Below are 17,272 nucleotides of genomic sequence, written 5' to 3'. Positions count from 1 at the left end.
CGAACCTGCGTAGCTGCGCTCCGACTGCCTGTCCGGATGAGCGTGGAACGGGTGTCCGGATGTTGGTGGGCTGAGTGTCCAGATGGCGTGGAATCCGCAGACCATGACATGCGGCTGCGCCAGCCAGTCATCCAGAGACAGAGCGCCTTTTGCGGGCAATATCTGACGGTCCGCAATACTTACGAAATCTTCGACAAACAGGGTTTGTACCCTGATGTCTTCTGGTGGCGCTTCGAAGATACCAAGGGCCAGGTCAAGTTCGCCGTCCTGCAGCTGGGCCAGCATCACTTCGCGGCTGGCCTGGCTGATTGCCAAGTCAACACCCGGCGCTGTGCGTCGAAGCAGAGTGACGAGAGAAGGCAGTACGATGCGTAACGCATAGTCTGAGAGTGCCAGCCGAAAACGACGCTGAGTGTGGGCAGGATCAAAGACTGGCGAAGCCAGCAGACTATTCAGCGTACCCAGTGCATCTTGCAGCGGTTTGACCAACGAGTGGGCGCGTGCAGTCAGCACCATTTTGCCTTCGTTGCGGACCAGTAACGGATCATCGAAATGGGCACGCAGTTGCGCGAGCGCATGGCTCACCGCCGGCTGGCTTCGATGCAGGCGAACCGCAGCGCGAGTGACGTGTTTTTCGAGCAGAAGGGCATGCAGCGCGAGGAGCAGGTTCAAGTCTATTTTTCTCAGCTCATCCATTTGAAGAATACTCCGCGCGCTTCAAAAGTGTTTTTATCAGGTTAGCAGATAGACAAACTGTGTTCATGGCGCTGTGCCCTGCATTGGCATCACCGTTGATGATTACCCGTCGTGGCTGTCGGGCGACCACGAACAACACCCGCCATTGCAAGCGGGTGCCGATTCAACGGACGGATTTCAGTTTTGCGGCGCACCACGTTTAACCATTGCTTTCCATTCCTGCACGCTCGGTCTTGCCTGCATACTGGCGTGCCATGCCAGCAGCGCCTCGCAGTCCTCAGGTACGGGAAGCTTGACCAGCGAGGCAAAAATCATCCCGCCGAGCACCGCGATATCAGCCATGGAAAACGTCTCGCCCGCGACGAACGACTGATGCTGGAGAACGCTGTCGAAATAACGCATGCCCCGGATGGCCTTGTCGCGCATACGATTGCCCCACTCAGGGTTTTGATAGAGCTCTACCTGCGGCCCAAGCCCAGGTGTTGCATGATGGAAATACACGCTGACGGCATCGAGAAATTCGATTTCTGCACGTTTGGTCATCATGTGGATGAGCGCTTTTTCCACCGGCGTTTGTCCGGTGAGGGTAGGGCTTCCTGTCACCGCATCCAGGTACTGAGTGATGGCCGTGCATTCCGCAATGAGCGTGCCGTCGGTCAACTCCAGTACAGGGAGCGTGCCCGAATAATTGATCGCCAGAAATTCCGGCTTCTTGTGTTCGCCTTTCCACAGGTTGACCGACACAAACTCGGTCCTCGACAGCAGACTTTTCTCTGCCAAGGCGATGCGTACACGAGCCGGATAGGGGCCGTCGAACCAGTCGTGGATCTTCAGGGGCGAGACAGCGGAGGGGTCGAGTTGCACGGTTGTAGAGATCATGGGTTTTACCTGCCTGTCAGTTGGTAGGTAAATAGTGGGCGGCTGTTCTTTTGCTGTCAACCCCTACCTGTCAGTTGGCAGGCTGTTGATTTCGAGCGTAGAATTCGCCCTGTTGGAGGATCAGCGAGGGAAATCGACCATGAGCGAAAACGCGCGGGAGGCCATCTTGGCGTCTGCGAAAACAGCGGCCCAGAAGCACGGCTACAGCGGCATCAACTTCAGAAGTATTGGCGAAGCGGTTGGCATCAAGAACGCGAGCATCTATTACCATTTTCCGAGCAAGGCGGATCTTGGCGCTGCGGTCGCCGCACGCTATTGGCAAGACACTGCCAGGATCTTGCAGGCCATTCGCGATGCCGAAACCGATCCGCTGCGGTGTCTGGACCGCTATCCATCGATCTTTCGGACCTCGCTGGAAGATGACAACAGGCTCTGTCTGTCGAGTTTCATGGCGGCGGAGCACGAAGACTTGCCCGAAGAGGTCAAGCGCGAGGTCAAGGCATTCGCAGACATCAATGTCGAATGGCTGGCTCAAGTGCTGCTTGATGCCGAACTGGGTAGCGAAGAGATGTGCAAACGACGTGCCCTGGCTGTTTACACCGCCGTAGCGGGCGCTCAACTGATCGCCCGGACACGGCTCGATATCAGCCTTTTCGACGATCTGATCCTCAGCTACCGGGAAGCAGGGTTGATTCCTGCCTCACAAAGCTGACCCACCGGCACTCGATGTGACCGGCTCATTCATGTATCAAGGCCCAGTCTGCGGGCGTACGTGTTTCTTCATGGGTGACCGGCTGATACGTTTTTCGAAGCGTCGGGGCCTGTGCTAACGTGCGTGCTCAACCACTTCGGGGTCATCAGCCGATGTCCATTGCCGACAATCTTGTTGCCTTCACCTTCGCCGCAACTCTGCTGACCCTGACACCCGGTCTGGACACTGCACTGGTATTGAGAACTGCCACTGTCGAGGGCAAACAGCAGGCCTTTCGTGCAGCCTTGGGTATCAATGCCGGGTGCCTGCTGTGGGGAGCTGCGGTTGCGTTCGGGCTGGGAGCATTGATTGCGGTGTCGGAGCTGGCTTTCAACGTATTGAAATACTGCGGCGCGGCGTACCTTGCCTGGCTTGGCCTGAACATGTTGTTACGTCCGCGTCGGTCACTGTCGTCGGTTGAGCAGGGGCGGTCGCCACGCATTGGCTGGTTTTTCAAAGGCCTGACGGGCAATCTCCTGAACCCCAAGATCGGCATTTTCTACGTCTCCTTCTTGCCGCAGTTCATCCCGGCAGGGCAGCCGCTGGTGGCCTGGACGTTTGGCCTGGTGAGCATCCATGTGCTGATCGGTCTGCTCTGGTCGATTGTACTGATAGCAGCCACTCAACCGCTGGCTGGCGTGCTGCGGCGTCCACGCGTCATCACTTGGATGGACCGTACGACAGGTATGATCTTCGTGTTGTTTGCTGCGCGTCTGGCGTTCAGCAAACGATAGCGTTTCGGCTCGATCCTGCCGTGCAGGATCGAGTGACAATAACGGTTTCTGATCGCTTCTCGGGCATGACTTTCATCAAGCAGCCCGCATAAAAACAATGACAACATCACAGGAGTCATCGATGCATCCGATTCGTTTAGGACTGGTGGGCTACGGCAAGATCGCGCAGGACCAACACGTACCGGCAATTCTCGCCAATCCGCAGTTCGAGCTGGTGGCCGTTGCCACGTTGGGCCAACCCTGTCCGGGTGTCGACAACTTCAGTTCACTGGCCGAGTTGCTCGCAACAGGCCCTCAGGTCGACGCCATCGCTTTCTGTACGCCACCACAGGGGCGTTTTGCTCTGGTCCAGCAGGCGCTGAATGCAGGCAAGCACGTGCTGGTGGAAAAGCCGCCATGCTCGACGCTCGGCGAAGCCCTGGCGCTAATCGACGAAGTTGAAAAAGCCGGTGTGACAGGGTTGTTCGCCTGGCACTCGCGCTTTGCGCCGGGCGTGGTCAACGCCCGTCAGTGGCTTGAGGGCAAGTCGCTCAAACAGGTGCGTGTGGACTGGAAGGAGCAGGTGCGCAAATGGCACCCCGGCCAGACCTGGATCTGGCAAGCAGGTGGTCTTGGGGTGTTCGATCCGGGCATCAATGCGTTGTCCATCGTCACCGAGCTGTTGCCTGACGCGCTGTTTGTCGAGTCCGCCGCCTTGAGCGTGCCGGGCAACTGCCAGTCGCCTATAGCCGCCTCCGTGCACATGCGCTCGGGCGGGCACGTGCAGATTGTTGCCGAGCTGGATTTCGATCACAGCGTCAACGAGATGTGGAGCATCGAGTTGCATACCGATCAGGGCACGATGCGCCTCGACTCAGGCGGGGCAGTCGTCAGTGTCGACGGCGTTGCTCAGGCCGTATCGGAGGAGGGCGAATACCCGGCCATGTACCGCCATTTCGCAAGCCTGATCCAGAGCGGTGCCAGTGACCTGGACCTGCAACCGCTGCGTATTGTCGCCGACAGTTTTTTTGTCGGCAGCAAGCAGACAGTCGCGGACTTTCACGAGTAAGCCATTGAGCATTGCCCGGCTGATCCGCATGCCGGGCAATGCTTCGTCTGTCGCTAAAGGTTCTTGAGCATTTCCCAGAACGAAGCACCTACGCCAGTTATGCTCTCTCCGGCAATCAACCCCGCTGCTGCGGTGATTGCGAAGCGCTCGGTGATGCTTGGCCAGCGGCAACTGACAACCCAAGTCAGTACGGCGCCAAAGCCCATCATCATCGAAGTCGAGGCGGGCAGAATGAACGCCAGACCGAACGCTGCCGTACTCGGCAACCAACGGGCTGCAGTGTGCGGCAGCAGCGTATCCAGCGCACCCAGCAGCACGCCGCACACACTGCCGATGGCGATGGCCCAACGAATCTCTACGGACAACGAACCCAGCCCGTGAGTCAGGGTTTCAGCCACCGCCTTCCAGGTTGCGACCGCCGGGGCAGGCCACTGCTCGGTGAGCAGCATGTGCTGCGGATCAGGGATCAGCATCAGGTAGACCAGCACGCCCACGATGCTGCCAATGAAAATCCCGATGCATTGGGCGATCAGTTGCTGGTGCGGCGTTGCGCCAATGGCCAGGCCTACCTTGAAATCGTTCATCAGGTCGGTAGATTGCCCGGCGGCCCCTCCGGCGGTGTTGGCGCTCATCAGATTGATGGCCACCTGTCCCGGCGCGATGGCGCCAAAGCTCAGCTGCGACAGCTTGCCGATGGCACCGATCGGTGCAATGCCAGTCGCGCCCACTACCCGGGCTGCGACCACGGCCAGACAAATGGCCAGCGGTATGCTCAGCAACGCCATCCACACATCGATCCCGAACAGCAACCCCTGCAAGCTCACCACCAGCACAATGGACGCCAGCAGTCCCACCAGCGGCAAGGGTGTGAGCCGCACCCGGGCGCGGGGTGCCTTTGCCTTTTTGCGGGGCTGTCGCGCAGGGGCCTTGAACAGGTTGATGAGCAATGAGGTGAGCGTGGCGCACACCATCAGGCTGACGCCCGGCCACAGCAGCCACTCCACCAGTTTGGCGAATTGCGGGCCGCTGGCGTCCGGCGCGAGCACCACCAGTGCATGATCGATCAGCCAAGGGGCCAGACCGCCCCAGGCCAGCGCTGCACCCAGCAACAGGGTCACGCCCACACGAATGCCAATGATGCCGCCGAAGCCGATCAACAGCAGCGAAGGATCAAGGGTGAAGGTCAAGCGTTCGAGCGCCGGGGTCGGCGCCCAGCGCGGGATCGCCCAGACAAAGCCATCCACCCATTTCACCAGCCCTGACAACAGCGCGGCGCTGAACAGCACTTTGATCCGGGCCACGGCCTCCTGACCGTGGTTGTAGATATGTTGCAGGGTTTCCAGGGTCGCCATGCCTTCCGGAAACTTCAGGCCGTGATCGTTCAGCAGGGCGGGGCGCAGGTACCAGGCGATCCAGATGCCAAGAAAACTGACCGAAAAAACCCAGGCCATCATCGGCACTGCGTCCAGTTGCTGGCCGGTGAGCAACGTATAGGCGGGGATCGGCGCGACCAGTCCGCCAGAGACAATGGAAGCGGCGGCCGAGGCCACAGTCTGGTTGATATTGCTCTCGTGCAGTGTCCAGGTCGGGCGCCTGTTGCCACGTCCGGCCAGGCCCTGCCATACGACGAAGCCCACCAGCAGGGCGATGATCGACATGTTGAACGACCAGCCGATCTTGAGGCCCGCATACACATTCGAAGGCGTCAGCAGGATGCCCAGCACAGCGCCGGTCAGCACCGCACGCAGGCTCAACTCGCGTTCGACGCGTACCTGGGGAAGGGCAGTGGGGGAGGTGCTGTCCATGGCTGATCCTTGATCGAGATCGCAACTGCATTCAGCACAACTGAGCCCTGAGAACTCTGAAGGTTCAGTATCAGGGCCAACGCAGAGCGCACCGCGTGAGCTCAGGCACCTGACTATTCAAGTGTCATGCCCATAGTTTTTGAGGCTGGTGCCGTAAGCCGGAACTCTTGAAGAGGTTTATTCACAGGCCCTCTACCATATGCCTGACAGAACGGACCTCAGCACTTTTATCCATAAGCTCATGCATAAAAAATATTTAGAAATGATTTTTTAGAACCTTATGCTCGCTGCCTTGCCCAGCCACCGTCGAGCCTTTTTGATGAAAGCCCTGAAGCCCTTGTTGTCCTCCGCTGTGTTTGGATCTGTCGTGCTGTTGGGAGCATTGTGTTCGGTGCCTGCCGTGGCCGGTCTGCTGGAAAAAGGCCGTAGTAGTGGTCTGACTGCGGGCATCGCCAATGAGCAACCCTATGCCTATATCGGCACGGACGGCAACGTCACCGGCGCTAACGTCGAAATCCTGAAAGCGGTGCTTGCACCGTTGGGCATCAGCAAGATAGAAACGCCGATCACCGACTTCGGCTCGCTGGTGCCAGGGCTTGCTGCCGGCCGCTTTGATCTGATCGGTGCCGGCCTGTTCATCAATCCAGCGCGCTGCAAGGTCATCGGTTATTCCAACCCGGTGACCCGCTCGGGTGGCGCGTTCATCGTCAAGGCGGGTAACCCGCTGAACCTGCACAGCCTCAAGGACGTGGCCGCCAATGACAAAGTGCGTCTGGCCACGCAACCGGGCAGTAACCAGGTGCTGGAGGCGAAGAACAGCGGGATTGCCACTGGCAACGTCGTGCTGTTTGACAAGGACACCGAAGCAGTCGCCGCACTGCAAGCGGGGCGTGTCGAGGTCGTGTATTTCCCCGATGCTGAAGTCATCAGCCTGGTGAAGAAGGCCAACAGCCCCGCCATCGAACGAGCGCTGCCGTTCGAACAGATTCCGGATGCGCAAGGCAAGCCGAGCTGGAATTTCCATGCGTACGGCCTGCCGAAGAACGATCCCGAATTCACTCAGGCATTCAACGAGCAACTGGCCAAACTGCGTGGTTCGGGCGAGCTGCTGAAGATCCTGCAGAAATATGGCTACACCGAAAATGAACTGCCGGAAACCAGCGTGACGGCGCAGCAGCGCTGCGCCCTGTAAGGCGCACGTCCACCCGGAAACGCGTTGACCCCTCACGCTGATCGGTTCCGCCACTGCTCGTGGCGGCCATGAAATCCGATTGGCAAACGGCCTCAGCCCATACGAGTACAGGCCATGTTGTTTGATCCATCTGTTGTAGAGACTGCGGGCTTTATCGCGCGTCAATTGGCATCCGGCGCGGTGGTAACGCTGAAAATAACCCTGCTTGCGCAGCTGATCGTGGTGGTGATGTCGTTTGTCATTGCCTTGATGCGGCTGTCGCCCTGGCGCGTGCTGCGCTGGATTGCCATGGTTTATGTCGAGGTGCTGCGCGGCATTTCAGCCCTGGTGCTGCTGTTTTATCTGTATTTCATTCTGCCGCTGTTCGGCATCAGCCTGTCGCCCATGGCCACTGGCGTGCTGGGTCTGGGCCTGACCTTTTCAGCCTATGGGTCGGAGATCGTCCGCTCGGCGCTGGCTAATGTCAGCCAAGGTCAGCGCGATGCGTTGCGTGCACTGGATTTTGATTCGCTGACGGCTTTTCGGCGGGTCATCCTGCCCCAGGCACTGCCGTTCATGTTGCCGCCGATGGGTAATCAATTGGTCGAACTGCTGAAGACCACCTCGTTGGTCTCGCTGATCAGCTTGAGTGACCTGACGTTCTCCGGCGCACAAGTGATTACCACGCTGGGCCAGCAGACACTGATCTGGAGTGTTGTGCTGGTCTGCTATTTCCTGATGGCATGGCCCTTGAGCTGGCTGGTGCGGCGCTATGAGCGACACGTCACGGCCTGGCGTCAGGGTGCGCCGTCATGAGTTTCGATTACGCGTTTGCCTGGTCGATTCTGCCCGAGCTGTTGCTGGGGCTGCTGGTCACCCAGCAGGTGGTGGTGCTGGGGTTTCTGCTGGCCGTGGTGGTGGGGCTGATGTTGGCGATTGCCCAGCGTTCGAGGCGTACGTGGCTGCATCGGCTCAGCACCGGGTACTGGAGTTTTTTCCGGCACACCCCGTTGATGGTGCAGTTGTACGTGCTGTTTTTCGCATTGCCTCTGGCAGGCATTACGCTGCCTGCGATCTCCACGGGCGTGATCGGGCTTGGGCTGTATTACGGCGCCTACATCGCAGAGGCTTATCGCGGCGCCATTGAAGACATACCGACAGGCCAGTGGGAGGCGGCGCGGGCGCTGGATTTCGATGCGGCCACCACCTGGCAACGCATCATTCTTCCGCAGGCGCTGAAGCCGATGCTGCCCATTCTGGGCAATTACCTGATCGGCATGTTCAAGGAGACGCCGTTGCTGGCGGTCATCACCATTCCCGAACTGTTCCAGGCCGCCAAACAGATCGCCGGCCTGACCTACCGCTACAACGAACCCTACACGGTGATGGCGCTGATGTTTCTGGCGATCAGCGTGCCCACTTCACTGTTGTTCAACTATCTCGAAAGGCGCCGTCATGTCTGATCTGGCACATTCATTGGCGGTCGCTGCACCGCAGATCCAGTTGAAACAGGTGGTCAAGAATTTTGGCAGCACACGGGTTATCGATCATCTGGACCTGAGCATTCCTCAGGGTCAGAAAGTCGCCCTGATCGGCCCCAGCGGCTCAGGAAAGTCCACGGTATTGCGCTTGATCAAAGGTCTGGAAACCTATCAGCACGGCAGCATCCAAGTGGCTGGTTGCGCGGTGCCCGACACCCATGCTGGCTGGCGCTGGCCGTTCTCGAAAAAGCCGCCGGTGGTGCATCGGGTCGGCATGGTGTTTCAGCAGTTCAACCTGTTCCCGCACCTGACCGTGCAGGAAAACGTCACCGAGGCGCCGTTGCGGGTCTTGAAGCTCAGCCGCGAAGAAGCGCATGAACGCGCCAGTGAATACCTGGGGCGAGTCGGCTTGAGCCATAAGGCGGATGCCTATCCCGGCCAACTCTCGGGCGGTCAGCAGCAACGCGTAGCGATTGCCCGTGCCCTGGCCATGCGCCCGCAGGTGATGCTGTTCGATGAAGTGACCTCTGCACTGGACCCGGAGCTGGTCGGCGAGGTGTTGGCAGTGATTCGCTCGATTGCTCACGAACAGCAGATGACCATGCTGCTGGTGACCCATGAAATGAAATTCGCACAGGACATTGCCGACCGGGTGCTGTTCATGGAAGGCGGCAAGATCGTCGCCGACGGCAGTGCGCGAGAGATATTGATCGAACCGGAAAACGAACGAACGCGGCGCTTTCTGAACCTCGTCGAGCAGCGTTGAGGCTGTATGCCGGAGCTTGCCACCACAGCCGCGCAGTTCAACCGCTGTGCCGGGATCGTCATCCTGTGATCGAAACGGATCAAGTCTTCCACGGGGCTTCGCGTCATCCTGCAAGGTCAGCCCAAGGAGCCTTTCATGATCCGATTATCCCTGTCCCAAGCGTTCGAACTGGCCGAATCCATTCTGCTGCACAACGGCTTTGACCGTGACCATGCCCGGGCGGTGGCCGAAACGGTGGTTGCCGGTGAGCGCGACGGTTGTCGCTCGCATGGCCTGTATCGTGTGCTGGGCTGCGTCAGCACATTACAGCGTGGCAAGGTGATCGGTGACGCGATACCCCAGGTCATCGATCAGGCCCCTTCAATCGTCAAGGTCGATGCGGGCGGTGGGTTTTCGTTGCTGGCGTTACAGGCTGGCTTGCCGCTGCTGGTAGAGAAGGCCCGGGCCACCGGCATTGCGGCGATGGCGATCAACCATTGCGTACATTTTTCAGCGTTGTGGGGTGAAATCGAACAGATCACACCGTTCGGCCTGGTGGCGCTTGCGTGTAATCCCAGCCATGCCTGGGTGGCACCAGCAGGCGGCAGTCTGCCGGTGTTTGGCACCAACCCGATCGCGTTCGGCTGGCCTCGTGCAGGCAAACAACCGTTCGTGTTCGACTTCGCGACCAGTGCCATTGCCCGGGGTGACATCGAGTTGCACCGCCGTGCAGGCAAGGCGATCCCCGAGGGTTGGGGCGTGGACGCGTCGGGGCAACCGAGCACCGATCCTGATGTGGTGCTGGATCTGGGCGCGATGCTGCCGTTCGGCGGTCACAAGGGTTCGGCGCTGGCGGCGATGGTCGAGCTGATTGCAGGTCCGTTGATTGGTGATCTGACCAGCGCCGAATCACTGGCGCATGACGCGGGCAGCAAATCTTCGCCCTACCATGGCGAGCTGATTATCGTCATGGACCCTCAGCGTTTTCTTGGTGATAGCGCCGAGCAACATCTGGCCCGGGCCGAAACCCTGTTCGATGCCATTCAAGGGCAGGGCGCGCGCCTGCCTTCGCAGCGGCGCTATGAAGCACGCGAGCGCAGCCTGATCGACGGGGTGGAAATCGACCCTGTGTTGTTCAAGGATTTGAACGCCTTGCTGGCCTGAATGCACAACGGGCAGCTTTTCAGGGCTGCCCGTTCAGTCGTCCGCCGCGCCTGTCAGAGACCGACGTCTGGCAAGGCAGGTCGGTTGGCCAGCGCTTTGGCCATGATGCGTTCGACGAACAGGCGATCTTCGTCGGGCAGCGCCAGTCGTGGAGGGCGGGTCAGCGCGCTGCCGCGGCCGACAATGGCTTCACACAGCTTGATGCATTGAACCAGGTCCGCGCGGGCGTCCAGGTGCAGGATCGGCATCAGCCACTGGTAGATTTCCATCGCTTCGGCAAAGCGTCCGGCCTTGGCCAGACGGAAGATGGTTTCGCCTTCCTGCGGGAACACGTTGGACATCCCCGACACCCAGCCTTCAGCACCCACGGCGATGCTCTCCAGCACCACGTCATCCAGCCCGGCGAACAGCACGAAGCGATCCCCGACCTCATTGCGCACATCAATGAAACGTCGCGTGTCACCCGACGAATCCTTGAAGCACACCACGTTGTCGCAGTCGGCCAGAGAGATCAGGATCTCGGCGGTCACGTCGTTTTTGTAGATCGGCGGGTTGTTGTAGACCATCAATGGCACGTCGGCGTTTTTCGCGACGTAGCGGTAGTGTTCGGCAGTTTCGAAGGGCTTCGAACCATAGACCAGCGCAGGCATCAGCATCACGCCATCGACGCCGGCCTTGCGCACTGCATTGGCGGTTTTGGCAGCAGCAATGCTGGTGAACTCGGCAACGCCGCAAATCACCGGCACCCGACCGCGTGAAGCATCCACTGCAACTTCGGTTACAGCGATTTTTTCTTCAGCGGTCAGCGAGGTGTTTTCGCCCACGGAACCGCATACCACCAGGCCAGAAACCCCATCGCGGATCACGTTGGAAATGACCTGGTGAGTCTTCTCCAGGTTGATGGAGAAGTCATCGTTGAATTGAGTGGTGACCGCCGGGAACACGCCACTCCAGTTGATACGCTTGCTCATTTCAGATACTCCTGATGCTGATTGTATTTCGTATACGTTTATTGGGGTCGGTAAAAATCCGGTTTTTACGCTTGTTCAGTGCCAGTCAATAGCTTTCGGTCTGAGGCTTACGCGCCAGGCCAGGTGTCGGACAGGCGATAACCTTGTGGCCACGGATCGTCCGGGTCGAGCAGGTGCTGATGGGTGCCAGTGATCCAGGCGCGGCCCGAGATGCACGGGGTGATCGCCGCGCGTCCTGCCACTTCGGTCAACGAATCGATTCGGCAATGGAACAGTGAGCCGATGATTGAGCGCCCTATGAACGCCTCGCCCCTCTGTAACTGGCCACGGGCATGCAGCACCGCCATGCGCGCCGAACAGCCGGTGCCGCACGGCGAGCGGTCGATCTTGCCAGGCCGTATCACCACCGCGTTGGCGCCAGTGGCAATGCCGTTTTCATGAACGATGGGGGCGGCGATCTGACAGAACGAGATATGCGCCCAGTCAGGGTTCAAAGGGTGGACGAAACCGAGCTGTTCGTTGGCGGCACGGGTGATTTTCAGGCCCGTCTCCACCATATCCCGGGCTTCGTCCGGTCGGATCTCGAACCCCAGCGTATGGGCGTCGACAATCGCGAAACTGTCGCCGCCATACGCGGTGTCGACCTTGATCGAACCCAGCCCTTCGACTTCAATCCACGCGTCCAGGCGGTCGACGAACGACGGCACGTTGGTGACTTCGACACGCTGTACTTTGCCGTCCCGGCACTCGGCCACGGCCTCGATCAGGCCGCCGGGTGCTTCGAGTACCAGCCGTGTCTGTGGTTCGGTCATGGGCAGGATGCCGCTGTCCAGCAATACGGTCGACACACATAAAGAGTTGGAACCAGACATGGGCGGCGTGTCGGCTGGCTCCATGATGATCCAGGCCATGTGCGCACGTGGGTCCTTCGCGGGCACCAGCAGATTGACGTGGCGGAATACACCGCCGCGCGGCTCATTGAGAACGAAGTTGCGCAGCGTTTCGTCGGCAGCTATCCAGCGTGACTGCTCCCAGACCGTGGCACCGGGTGGCGGCGCAACCCCACCGACAATGACGTCGCCGACTTCACCTTCGGCATGGCAACTGACCACGTGAATCACTTTTGATGAGCGCATTGCCCGCTCCTATTTGACCGATTTGAGGAAGGCCGCCGTCTCTGGCAGCAACGGATTGCCAATCACCTGATCCGGCGAGCCGATCTCGTGCACCAGTCCATTGCGGAAAAACGCCACACGGTCGGACACGTCCCTGGCAAAACGGATTTCATGGGTCACCAGCACCATGGTCATGCCGTCCTCGGCCAGCATGCGCATGGTGTCCAGTACCTCGCCCACCAACTGCGGGTCGAGTGCCGAGGTGGCTTCGTCGAACAGCATGTAATCCGGCGACATCGCCAGCGCACGGGCAATCGCCATGCGCTGTTGCTGACCACCGGACAGCTTGCCGGGGAAGGTCTTGAACTTGTCGCTGAGGCCCACGTGGGTCAGCTGCTGGATCGCCAGCGCCTCGGCTTCCTGCTTGCTCTTGCCCAGTACCTTGCGCGGCGCCAGCATCACGTTTTCCAGTACCGTCAGGTGCGGAAAGGCATTCCATTGCTGGAACACAATGCCGATGTTCTGTCGCAGCTGATTCAGATTGGTGTGCTTGTCGTGCACCTCGACGCCATCGACCCGGATACTGCCTTTCTGAATCGGCTCCAGGCCGTTGATGCACATCAACAGGGTGGACTTACCCGAGCCCGAGCCACCGATGATCGAGACCACTTCACCTTTTTTCACCGTCAGGCTGACGCCCTTGATGACCTCCAGCTCGCCAAAGGATTTGTGTACGTTTTCGATCTCAATCATTTTCCTGCCACCTTCTTTCCAGACGGGCGCCCAGGCGTGCAACCACCAGGCTCATGACGTAGTAGATGAGGCCGGCGATGCACAGCACCAGCAGCGGCTCCTGTATGCGCGTGACGATGGTTTGCGAGGCGCGCAGCAACTCGACGATGCCGATCCACATCACCAGTGCGGTGTCTTTCATGACCCCGAGCACCAGGTTCAGCCAACCGGGGAATGCCACCCGAGTGGCCATGGGCAAGACGATGTAGCGCAAGTCCTGCCAATAGCTCAGGCCCAGTGAACGGCTGGCCCGGCGCACCGACAGCGAAACAGCGAGCACGCCACTGCGCACGATTTCCGTGAAGTAGGCCGCAGCGTAAACGCCGAGCACGATGCAGCCCACGCTGAAGGCACTGATGTTGAGCCCGATGATGCTTTTGAAGGCATTGAGCAGGACGAACTGGATCAACAGCGGCACGCTGCGGAACACATCCAGAACCCAGGCCAGCGGCAGGCTGGCACGTGGGGCCAGGGCGCGCAGCAAGCCGAATAGCAGGCCGAAGAACGAGCCCAGCAGAATGGCCCAGAACGTCAGTTGCAGGGTCACCCACGCGCCATCGAGCATGAACAGCAGATCGGTTGAGGTAAGGCTGGTAGACAGCATGCGCAGCTCCTCAGTAGCGGAACAGACGCCAGCTCATCAGTCGGGCAAGGCCGACGATCAGCTTGGCGATCAGGTAATAAAGTACGGCCGCGATGGCGAAATATTCGAACGTGCGGAAGGTCTTGACGTTGTAGTCCTGCGTCACGCCGGTCAGGTCATTGTTCAGCCCGACCACCACGCCCAGCGAGGTCATGAGGACGGCCCAGACCATCTGATTGCTGAGCGGGTAAAACACCACGCGCAACAGTTGCGGAACGATGATCATGCGATAGGTCTGAAAGGCGCTCATGCCCAGCGACCGTGCCGCGCGCATCTGCGTATCGGGCACCGCCTTGAGGCCGCCGCGGAAGTTTTCTGCCAGATAGCCCGCGTTGTTGAAGGTGATCCCGGCCAACAGCGCGAGCCACGAGCTGACATGCAGGCCCAGCGATCCGAGGCCGAAGTACAGGATATAAATCTGAAACAACGACGGTGTGTTACGGGCAATCGACACCCAGCCGTCGCCGATGCCGCGCAGCACGGGGCTTGGGGCTGAGCGCATCACGGTCAGTGCCAGCGCAATCAGCACGCCAAAAATCATCGACAGGGCGGCGGTCTCGAACGTCACCCACGCGCCCTGCAACATGTCCGGCAAGGCGCGCAACGCTGCTCGCCACTGGAAGGTGTAATCAAACATGGGCGGGATTCTCCGGAAGGGAAGCTGCGGTCAGCCAGGCAGGCAACCGACCACTGACGGTGGCGGAGCAGGCACTTTCGACGCATTCGGCGAGGCTGGCGAAGTGCACGCTGCGCCCCACCAGACCGGGTGCGTAGTGGGCGTATTTGCCTGAGTTGGTCATCAAGCTGTGGACGTCTGTCGGGATTACCGGCTCACCGAGCATGCACCAGCAAGTGTCGGTGACCAGGGTTGCGCCGAACGTTTCGAGCACGGCGATGTGGCCTGCCGCCCGAGCCAGTTCCAGCACCGCGCGGCCGCAGGTGATTGCCAGTACGACGTCAGGGTGTTTGTCGCGGCCCTGGCATAGCTGAGCCAGACGCGCGAATTCAGTCAGCGAGAAATGCGGGTTGCCCAGCGAGATCATTCTCACGGCTGGGTCACGCGCGCTGTTCAACAGCAGCCAACTGCCCATCAGCTCCACCGGCGCGATCCGGATGCCGGTGAGCATGCCGCGCAACGCAGCCACTTGGCTGTCGTCCCTGGCTTCCGGGGTCACGCCGGCGATGTGAAACAAAGGCGCAGCGCTGGTGGTGGCAAAAGCCGCACCGAAGGCTTTCAGGTCGTCCAGACTCGGACGATGCTCTTGCAGGCCGGTAATCAACGGGATACGTGTGCCGCACATTGCGCCAATGTGATAACCCAGCAGCGGGTAGAAGCTGTCGTCGATGCCCTGCATGGTGGGCACTTCGAGCAACAGTTGCGCTGCGCGCTGGTCCGGCAGGTGGCAGCCGATCAAGGGCGCCCGCCCGGTCAGGGCGATGCAGATGTCCAGATAATCGGGGTACTTCAACGTGCGCGCGCCGAGCACGCTGTTGGCGTACACCACCGCATTGGACTCGGCCCAGACGATCTGCTCGCCCAGGCCTGGTGCGCTGTCCAGCAGGTAAGGAGCGCAGGTGAAGCTCTGTTGCGCGCCCATTGCCATGTAGGCGTCGCCCAAGGCACTGGCGGGTTCGCCCAAGGCGGGATCAATGCCCAGTTCGCGCCAGCGCCGCTGGTCGACCGAGATGGAATTGAGGGTGGTGGGCACGCTGACTTTTGCGCCCCACTGCACCAGTTGTTCGGCAAAGCGCAGGCTGGCCGGGCCGGTGTAGATACAGCCGTCGATGTGCGCCTGAGTGATGTTGATCAACTGGCTGGCGCCTTGCAGCCGGGCCATGCGCAGAACGATGTGCATGGCCACCTGTGCGGCCTTGCCGTGCGTGCCGTCGAGCAGTTCGCGGTCGCGGTCGCTGAGGGCTACGCACGGTTCAGTCTCGAATGGTGGCTCGGCAAGCAGGCCTGGCCCGTGGTCATGGGTCGCCTGCCAGTCATCTTCAGGCGCTTGCGAATAGAGATTCAGGTGGGTGCCTTCAAGCCGTGCCCAGGCCTGATCGCGCAAACTGGCGAACGCTTCCCGACCGATGCACAGCACCGGCAGGGAGCGCGTGAAGAAGTACTGCGCGACCAGCACACCGAGGGTCAGGATTTCATCCGCTTCAGCCAACACCAGTGCCGAAGGTGCGTGGCCGTTGCTGATCAATTCCATCATCACGCTGCTGCCGGTGCACGAGCCGCGTCCGCTGGGAATCGCCAGGACACGGCCCGCCAGGCATCGGCCGCTGAGCGGATGGTGCCGGTCGATGACCTCGCCGCTGACCGGATCGACACCGCCCCAGAAACTCAGGCCGGTGTCGGCGAACAGCAACTCACCTTGCGCGCAGCCTTCGATCAGGCTGCGTCCGGTCACGGCGGCTGGCGCGCTGGGCATCCCTGTCACCTCAGTAGTAGACGTTCGGCACGGTCAGATTGGCCGGCGCAATCTCGGTGCCGACCCACTTCACGAACAGCTCGTTGTAGCGACCGCTGCGCACCTGTTGATTGACGAACAGATTGAGGTAATTGATCAGACCGTACTCGCTGCGCTTGGCACCCAGCGATACGTAATCGATGACGTACGGGGCGTTGCCCGCGACCTTGAGGTTTTTGTATTTGCCGGATTTCAGGGTGGCAGCCGCAACAGTGTTGGTCACCACAGTGGCCTGAATGTGGCCTTGGGCAACGGCCAGAATGGTGTCGTTCTGCGACTGATAGGCGCGGAAGCTGCCGCTGCCCCAGTTCTTCACATCTTTCTCCAGGGCGATGGCTTCGTAGGTGCCGCTGGTGTTGCCCAGCGCCTTGCCTTTCAGGTCATCGAAGCTGTTGATGCCGGTGTCATCACGGGTCAGCACTACCATCTGAAACGCGAAGTACGGAATGCTCAGGCCAACGGTCTTGGCGCGTTCCAGCGTATCGGACGTGGAGGCCACGATGACGTCGGCACGGCCTGAGATCAGTGCTGGAATGCGGTCAGGGAAGGGCGTCTCGACGACTTCAGCGTCGACGCCGAGGACTTTAGCCAGGTCATTGCAGTAGTCGACGTCGAAACCGGCAGGCTTGTTGGCGCTGTCGCGAAAGCCCATTGGCGGGAAGTCCAGCGTTACCGCGCAACGCAGTTTGCCAGAGCCAATGATGTCATCCAGTTTGTCAGCCTGGGCGGTTGCGATGAAGCCGGTACTGAGCACAGCGCTGAGGGCTACGGCAAAAGCGGGGTTTTTCATAGAAGCCTCGGAGTCGAGT

The 17,272-nt window shown here is 60.2% G+C and carries 18 protein-coding genes; 8 read left to right on the top strand and 10 right to left on the bottom strand.

Features of this window, described 5'->3' with window-relative positions; all coding sequences use genetic code 11:
• Both KDX37_RS21405 and KDX37_RS21400 read right to left on the bottom strand, forming a co-directional pair.
• On the bottom strand, positions 1-696 hold a 696-nt coding region (locus tag KDX37_RS21405; protein WP_231655021.1), incomplete at its 3' end, for a LysR substrate-binding domain-containing protein.
• A 177-nt stretch (positions 697-873) separates the two neighbouring features.
• Complete coding sequence (locus KDX37_RS21400) at positions 874-1,530, bottom strand: glutathione S-transferase (RefSeq protein ID WP_406643028.1); 657 nt, start codon at positions 1,528-1,530, stop codon at positions 874-876.
• A 184-nt stretch (positions 1,531-1,714) separates the two neighbouring features.
• Here KDX37_RS21400 and KDX37_RS21395 point away from each other — a divergent pair, with 184 nt between their 5' ends.
• From KDX37_RS21395 to KDX37_RS21385, 3 genes are all read left to right on the top strand, one after another.
• Positions 1,715-2,287, top strand: a complete 573-nt coding sequence (locus tag KDX37_RS21395) for a TetR/AcrR family transcriptional regulator (RefSeq protein WP_231655020.1) — start codon at positions 1,715-1,717, stop codon at positions 2,285-2,287.
• Between the two features lie 152 nt (positions 2,288-2,439).
• The gene (locus tag KDX37_RS21390; RefSeq protein WP_231655019.1) at positions 2,440-3,060 is read left to right on the top strand and encodes a LysE family translocator; all 621 of its coding nucleotides are present in this window, start codon (positions 2,440-2,442) and stop codon (positions 3,058-3,060) included.
• A gap of 121 nt (positions 3,061-3,181) precedes the next feature.
• The gene (locus KDX37_RS21385; RefSeq protein ID WP_231655018.1) at positions 3,182-4,108 is read left to right on the top strand and encodes a Gfo/Idh/MocA family protein; all 927 of its coding nucleotides are present in this window, start codon (positions 3,182-3,184) and stop codon (positions 4,106-4,108) included.
• 53 nt (positions 4,109-4,161) lie between these two features.
• On the opposite strand, the gene KDX37_RS21380 is transcribed toward KDX37_RS21385, so the two are convergent.
• Positions 4,162-5,913, bottom strand: a complete 1,752-nt coding sequence (locus tag KDX37_RS21380) for an OPT family oligopeptide transporter (protein ID WP_231655017.1) — start codon at positions 5,911-5,913, stop codon at positions 4,162-4,164.
• A 319-nt stretch (positions 5,914-6,232) separates the two neighbouring features.
• Between KDX37_RS21380 and ehuB the strand changes: the two genes are divergently transcribed.
• The 5 genes from ehuB (at position 6,233) to KDX37_RS21355 (ending at position 10,474) form a co-directional block, all read left to right on the top strand.
• Positions 6,233-7,105, top strand: a complete 873-nt coding sequence (ehuB, locus tag KDX37_RS21375; protein WP_231655016.1) for an ectoine/hydroxyectoine ABC transporter substrate-binding protein EhuB — start codon at positions 6,233-6,235, stop codon at positions 7,103-7,105.
• 114 nt (positions 7,106-7,219) lie between these two features.
• A complete protein-coding gene (ehuC, locus tag KDX37_RS21370; protein WP_231655015.1) occupies positions 7,220-7,900 on the top strand; it encodes an ectoine/hydroxyectoine ABC transporter permease subunit EhuC in 681 nt (226 codons plus the stop codon).
• Positions 7,897-8,547, top strand: a complete 651-nt coding sequence (gene ehuD / locus KDX37_RS21365; protein WP_231655014.1) for an ectoine/hydroxyectoine ABC transporter permease subunit EhuD — start codon at positions 7,897-7,899, stop codon at positions 8,545-8,547. Before ehuC ends, ehuD begins: the two co-directional genes overlap by 4 nt.
• Positions 8,540-9,331, top strand: coding sequence for an amino acid ABC transporter ATP-binding protein (locus tag KDX37_RS21360; protein WP_231655013.1), 792 nt, complete (start codon positions 8,540-8,542; stop codon positions 9,329-9,331). The genes ehuD and KDX37_RS21360 overlap by 8 nt, the downstream gene beginning before the upstream one ends.
• Before the next feature lie 135 nt (positions 9,332-9,466).
• Positions 9,467-10,474 carry an Ldh family oxidoreductase gene (locus KDX37_RS21355; RefSeq protein ID WP_231655012.1) on the top strand — a complete coding sequence of 336 codons (1,008 nt, stop codon included), beginning with the start codon at positions 9,467-9,469 and terminating at the stop codon, positions 10,472-10,474.
• Between the two features lie 53 nt (positions 10,475-10,527).
• Here the strand turns inward: KDX37_RS21355 and KDX37_RS21350 are convergent, their stop codons facing one another.
• The 7 genes from KDX37_RS21350 to KDX37_RS21320 all read right to left on the bottom strand — a co-directional run bounded on the left by KDX37_RS21350 (position 10,528) and on the right by KDX37_RS21320 (position 17,253).
• Positions 10,528-11,445, bottom strand: a complete 918-nt coding sequence (locus KDX37_RS21350) for a dihydrodipicolinate synthase family protein (protein WP_231655011.1) — start codon at positions 11,443-11,445, stop codon at positions 10,528-10,530.
• Positions 11,446-11,552: 107 nt separating this feature from the next.
• Positions 11,553-12,581 (bottom strand): trans-3-hydroxy-L-proline dehydratase, encoded by a 1,029-nt coding sequence (locus tag KDX37_RS21345; RefSeq protein WP_231655010.1) that lies wholly within the window; start codon positions 12,579-12,581, stop codon positions 11,553-11,555.
• 9 nt (positions 12,582-12,590) lie between these two features.
• Positions 12,591-13,313, bottom strand: a complete 723-nt coding sequence (locus KDX37_RS21340) for an amino acid ABC transporter ATP-binding protein (RefSeq protein WP_231655009.1) — start codon at positions 13,311-13,313, stop codon at positions 12,591-12,593.
• Positions 13,306-13,956 (bottom strand): amino acid ABC transporter permease, encoded by a 651-nt coding sequence (locus tag KDX37_RS21335; protein WP_231655008.1) that lies wholly within the window; start codon positions 13,954-13,956, stop codon positions 13,306-13,308. Before KDX37_RS21335 ends, KDX37_RS21340 begins: the two co-directional genes overlap by 8 nt.
• A 10-nt stretch (positions 13,957-13,966) precedes the next feature.
• Entirely contained in the window at positions 13,967-14,632 is a 666-nt protein-coding gene (locus KDX37_RS21330; protein ID WP_231655007.1) for an amino acid ABC transporter permease, read from the bottom strand.
• On the bottom strand, positions 14,625-16,424 hold the full coding sequence (lhpI, locus tag KDX37_RS21325; protein ID WP_231655006.1) for a cis-3-hydroxy-L-proline dehydratase: 1,800 nt from the start codon (positions 16,422-16,424) through the stop codon (positions 14,625-14,627). Before lhpI ends, KDX37_RS21330 begins: the two co-directional genes overlap by 8 nt.
• Before the next feature lie 10 nt (positions 16,425-16,434).
• Positions 16,435-17,253 carry an ABC transporter substrate-binding protein gene (locus KDX37_RS21320; protein WP_231655005.1) on the bottom strand — a complete coding sequence of 273 codons (819 nt, stop codon included), beginning with the start codon at positions 17,251-17,253 and terminating at the stop codon, positions 16,435-16,437.
• Positions 17,254-17,272: the final 19 nt, after the last annotated feature.

The sequence above is a fragment of the Pseudomonas californiensis genome (assembly GCF_021147775.1).
GTDB lineage: Bacteria > Pseudomonadota > Gammaproteobacteria > Pseudomonadales > Pseudomonadaceae > Aquipseudomonas > Aquipseudomonas californiensis.
The sequence above is the reverse complement of the archived record's forward strand: the minus strand, read 5'-3'. Positions and strand labels throughout refer to the sequence as shown.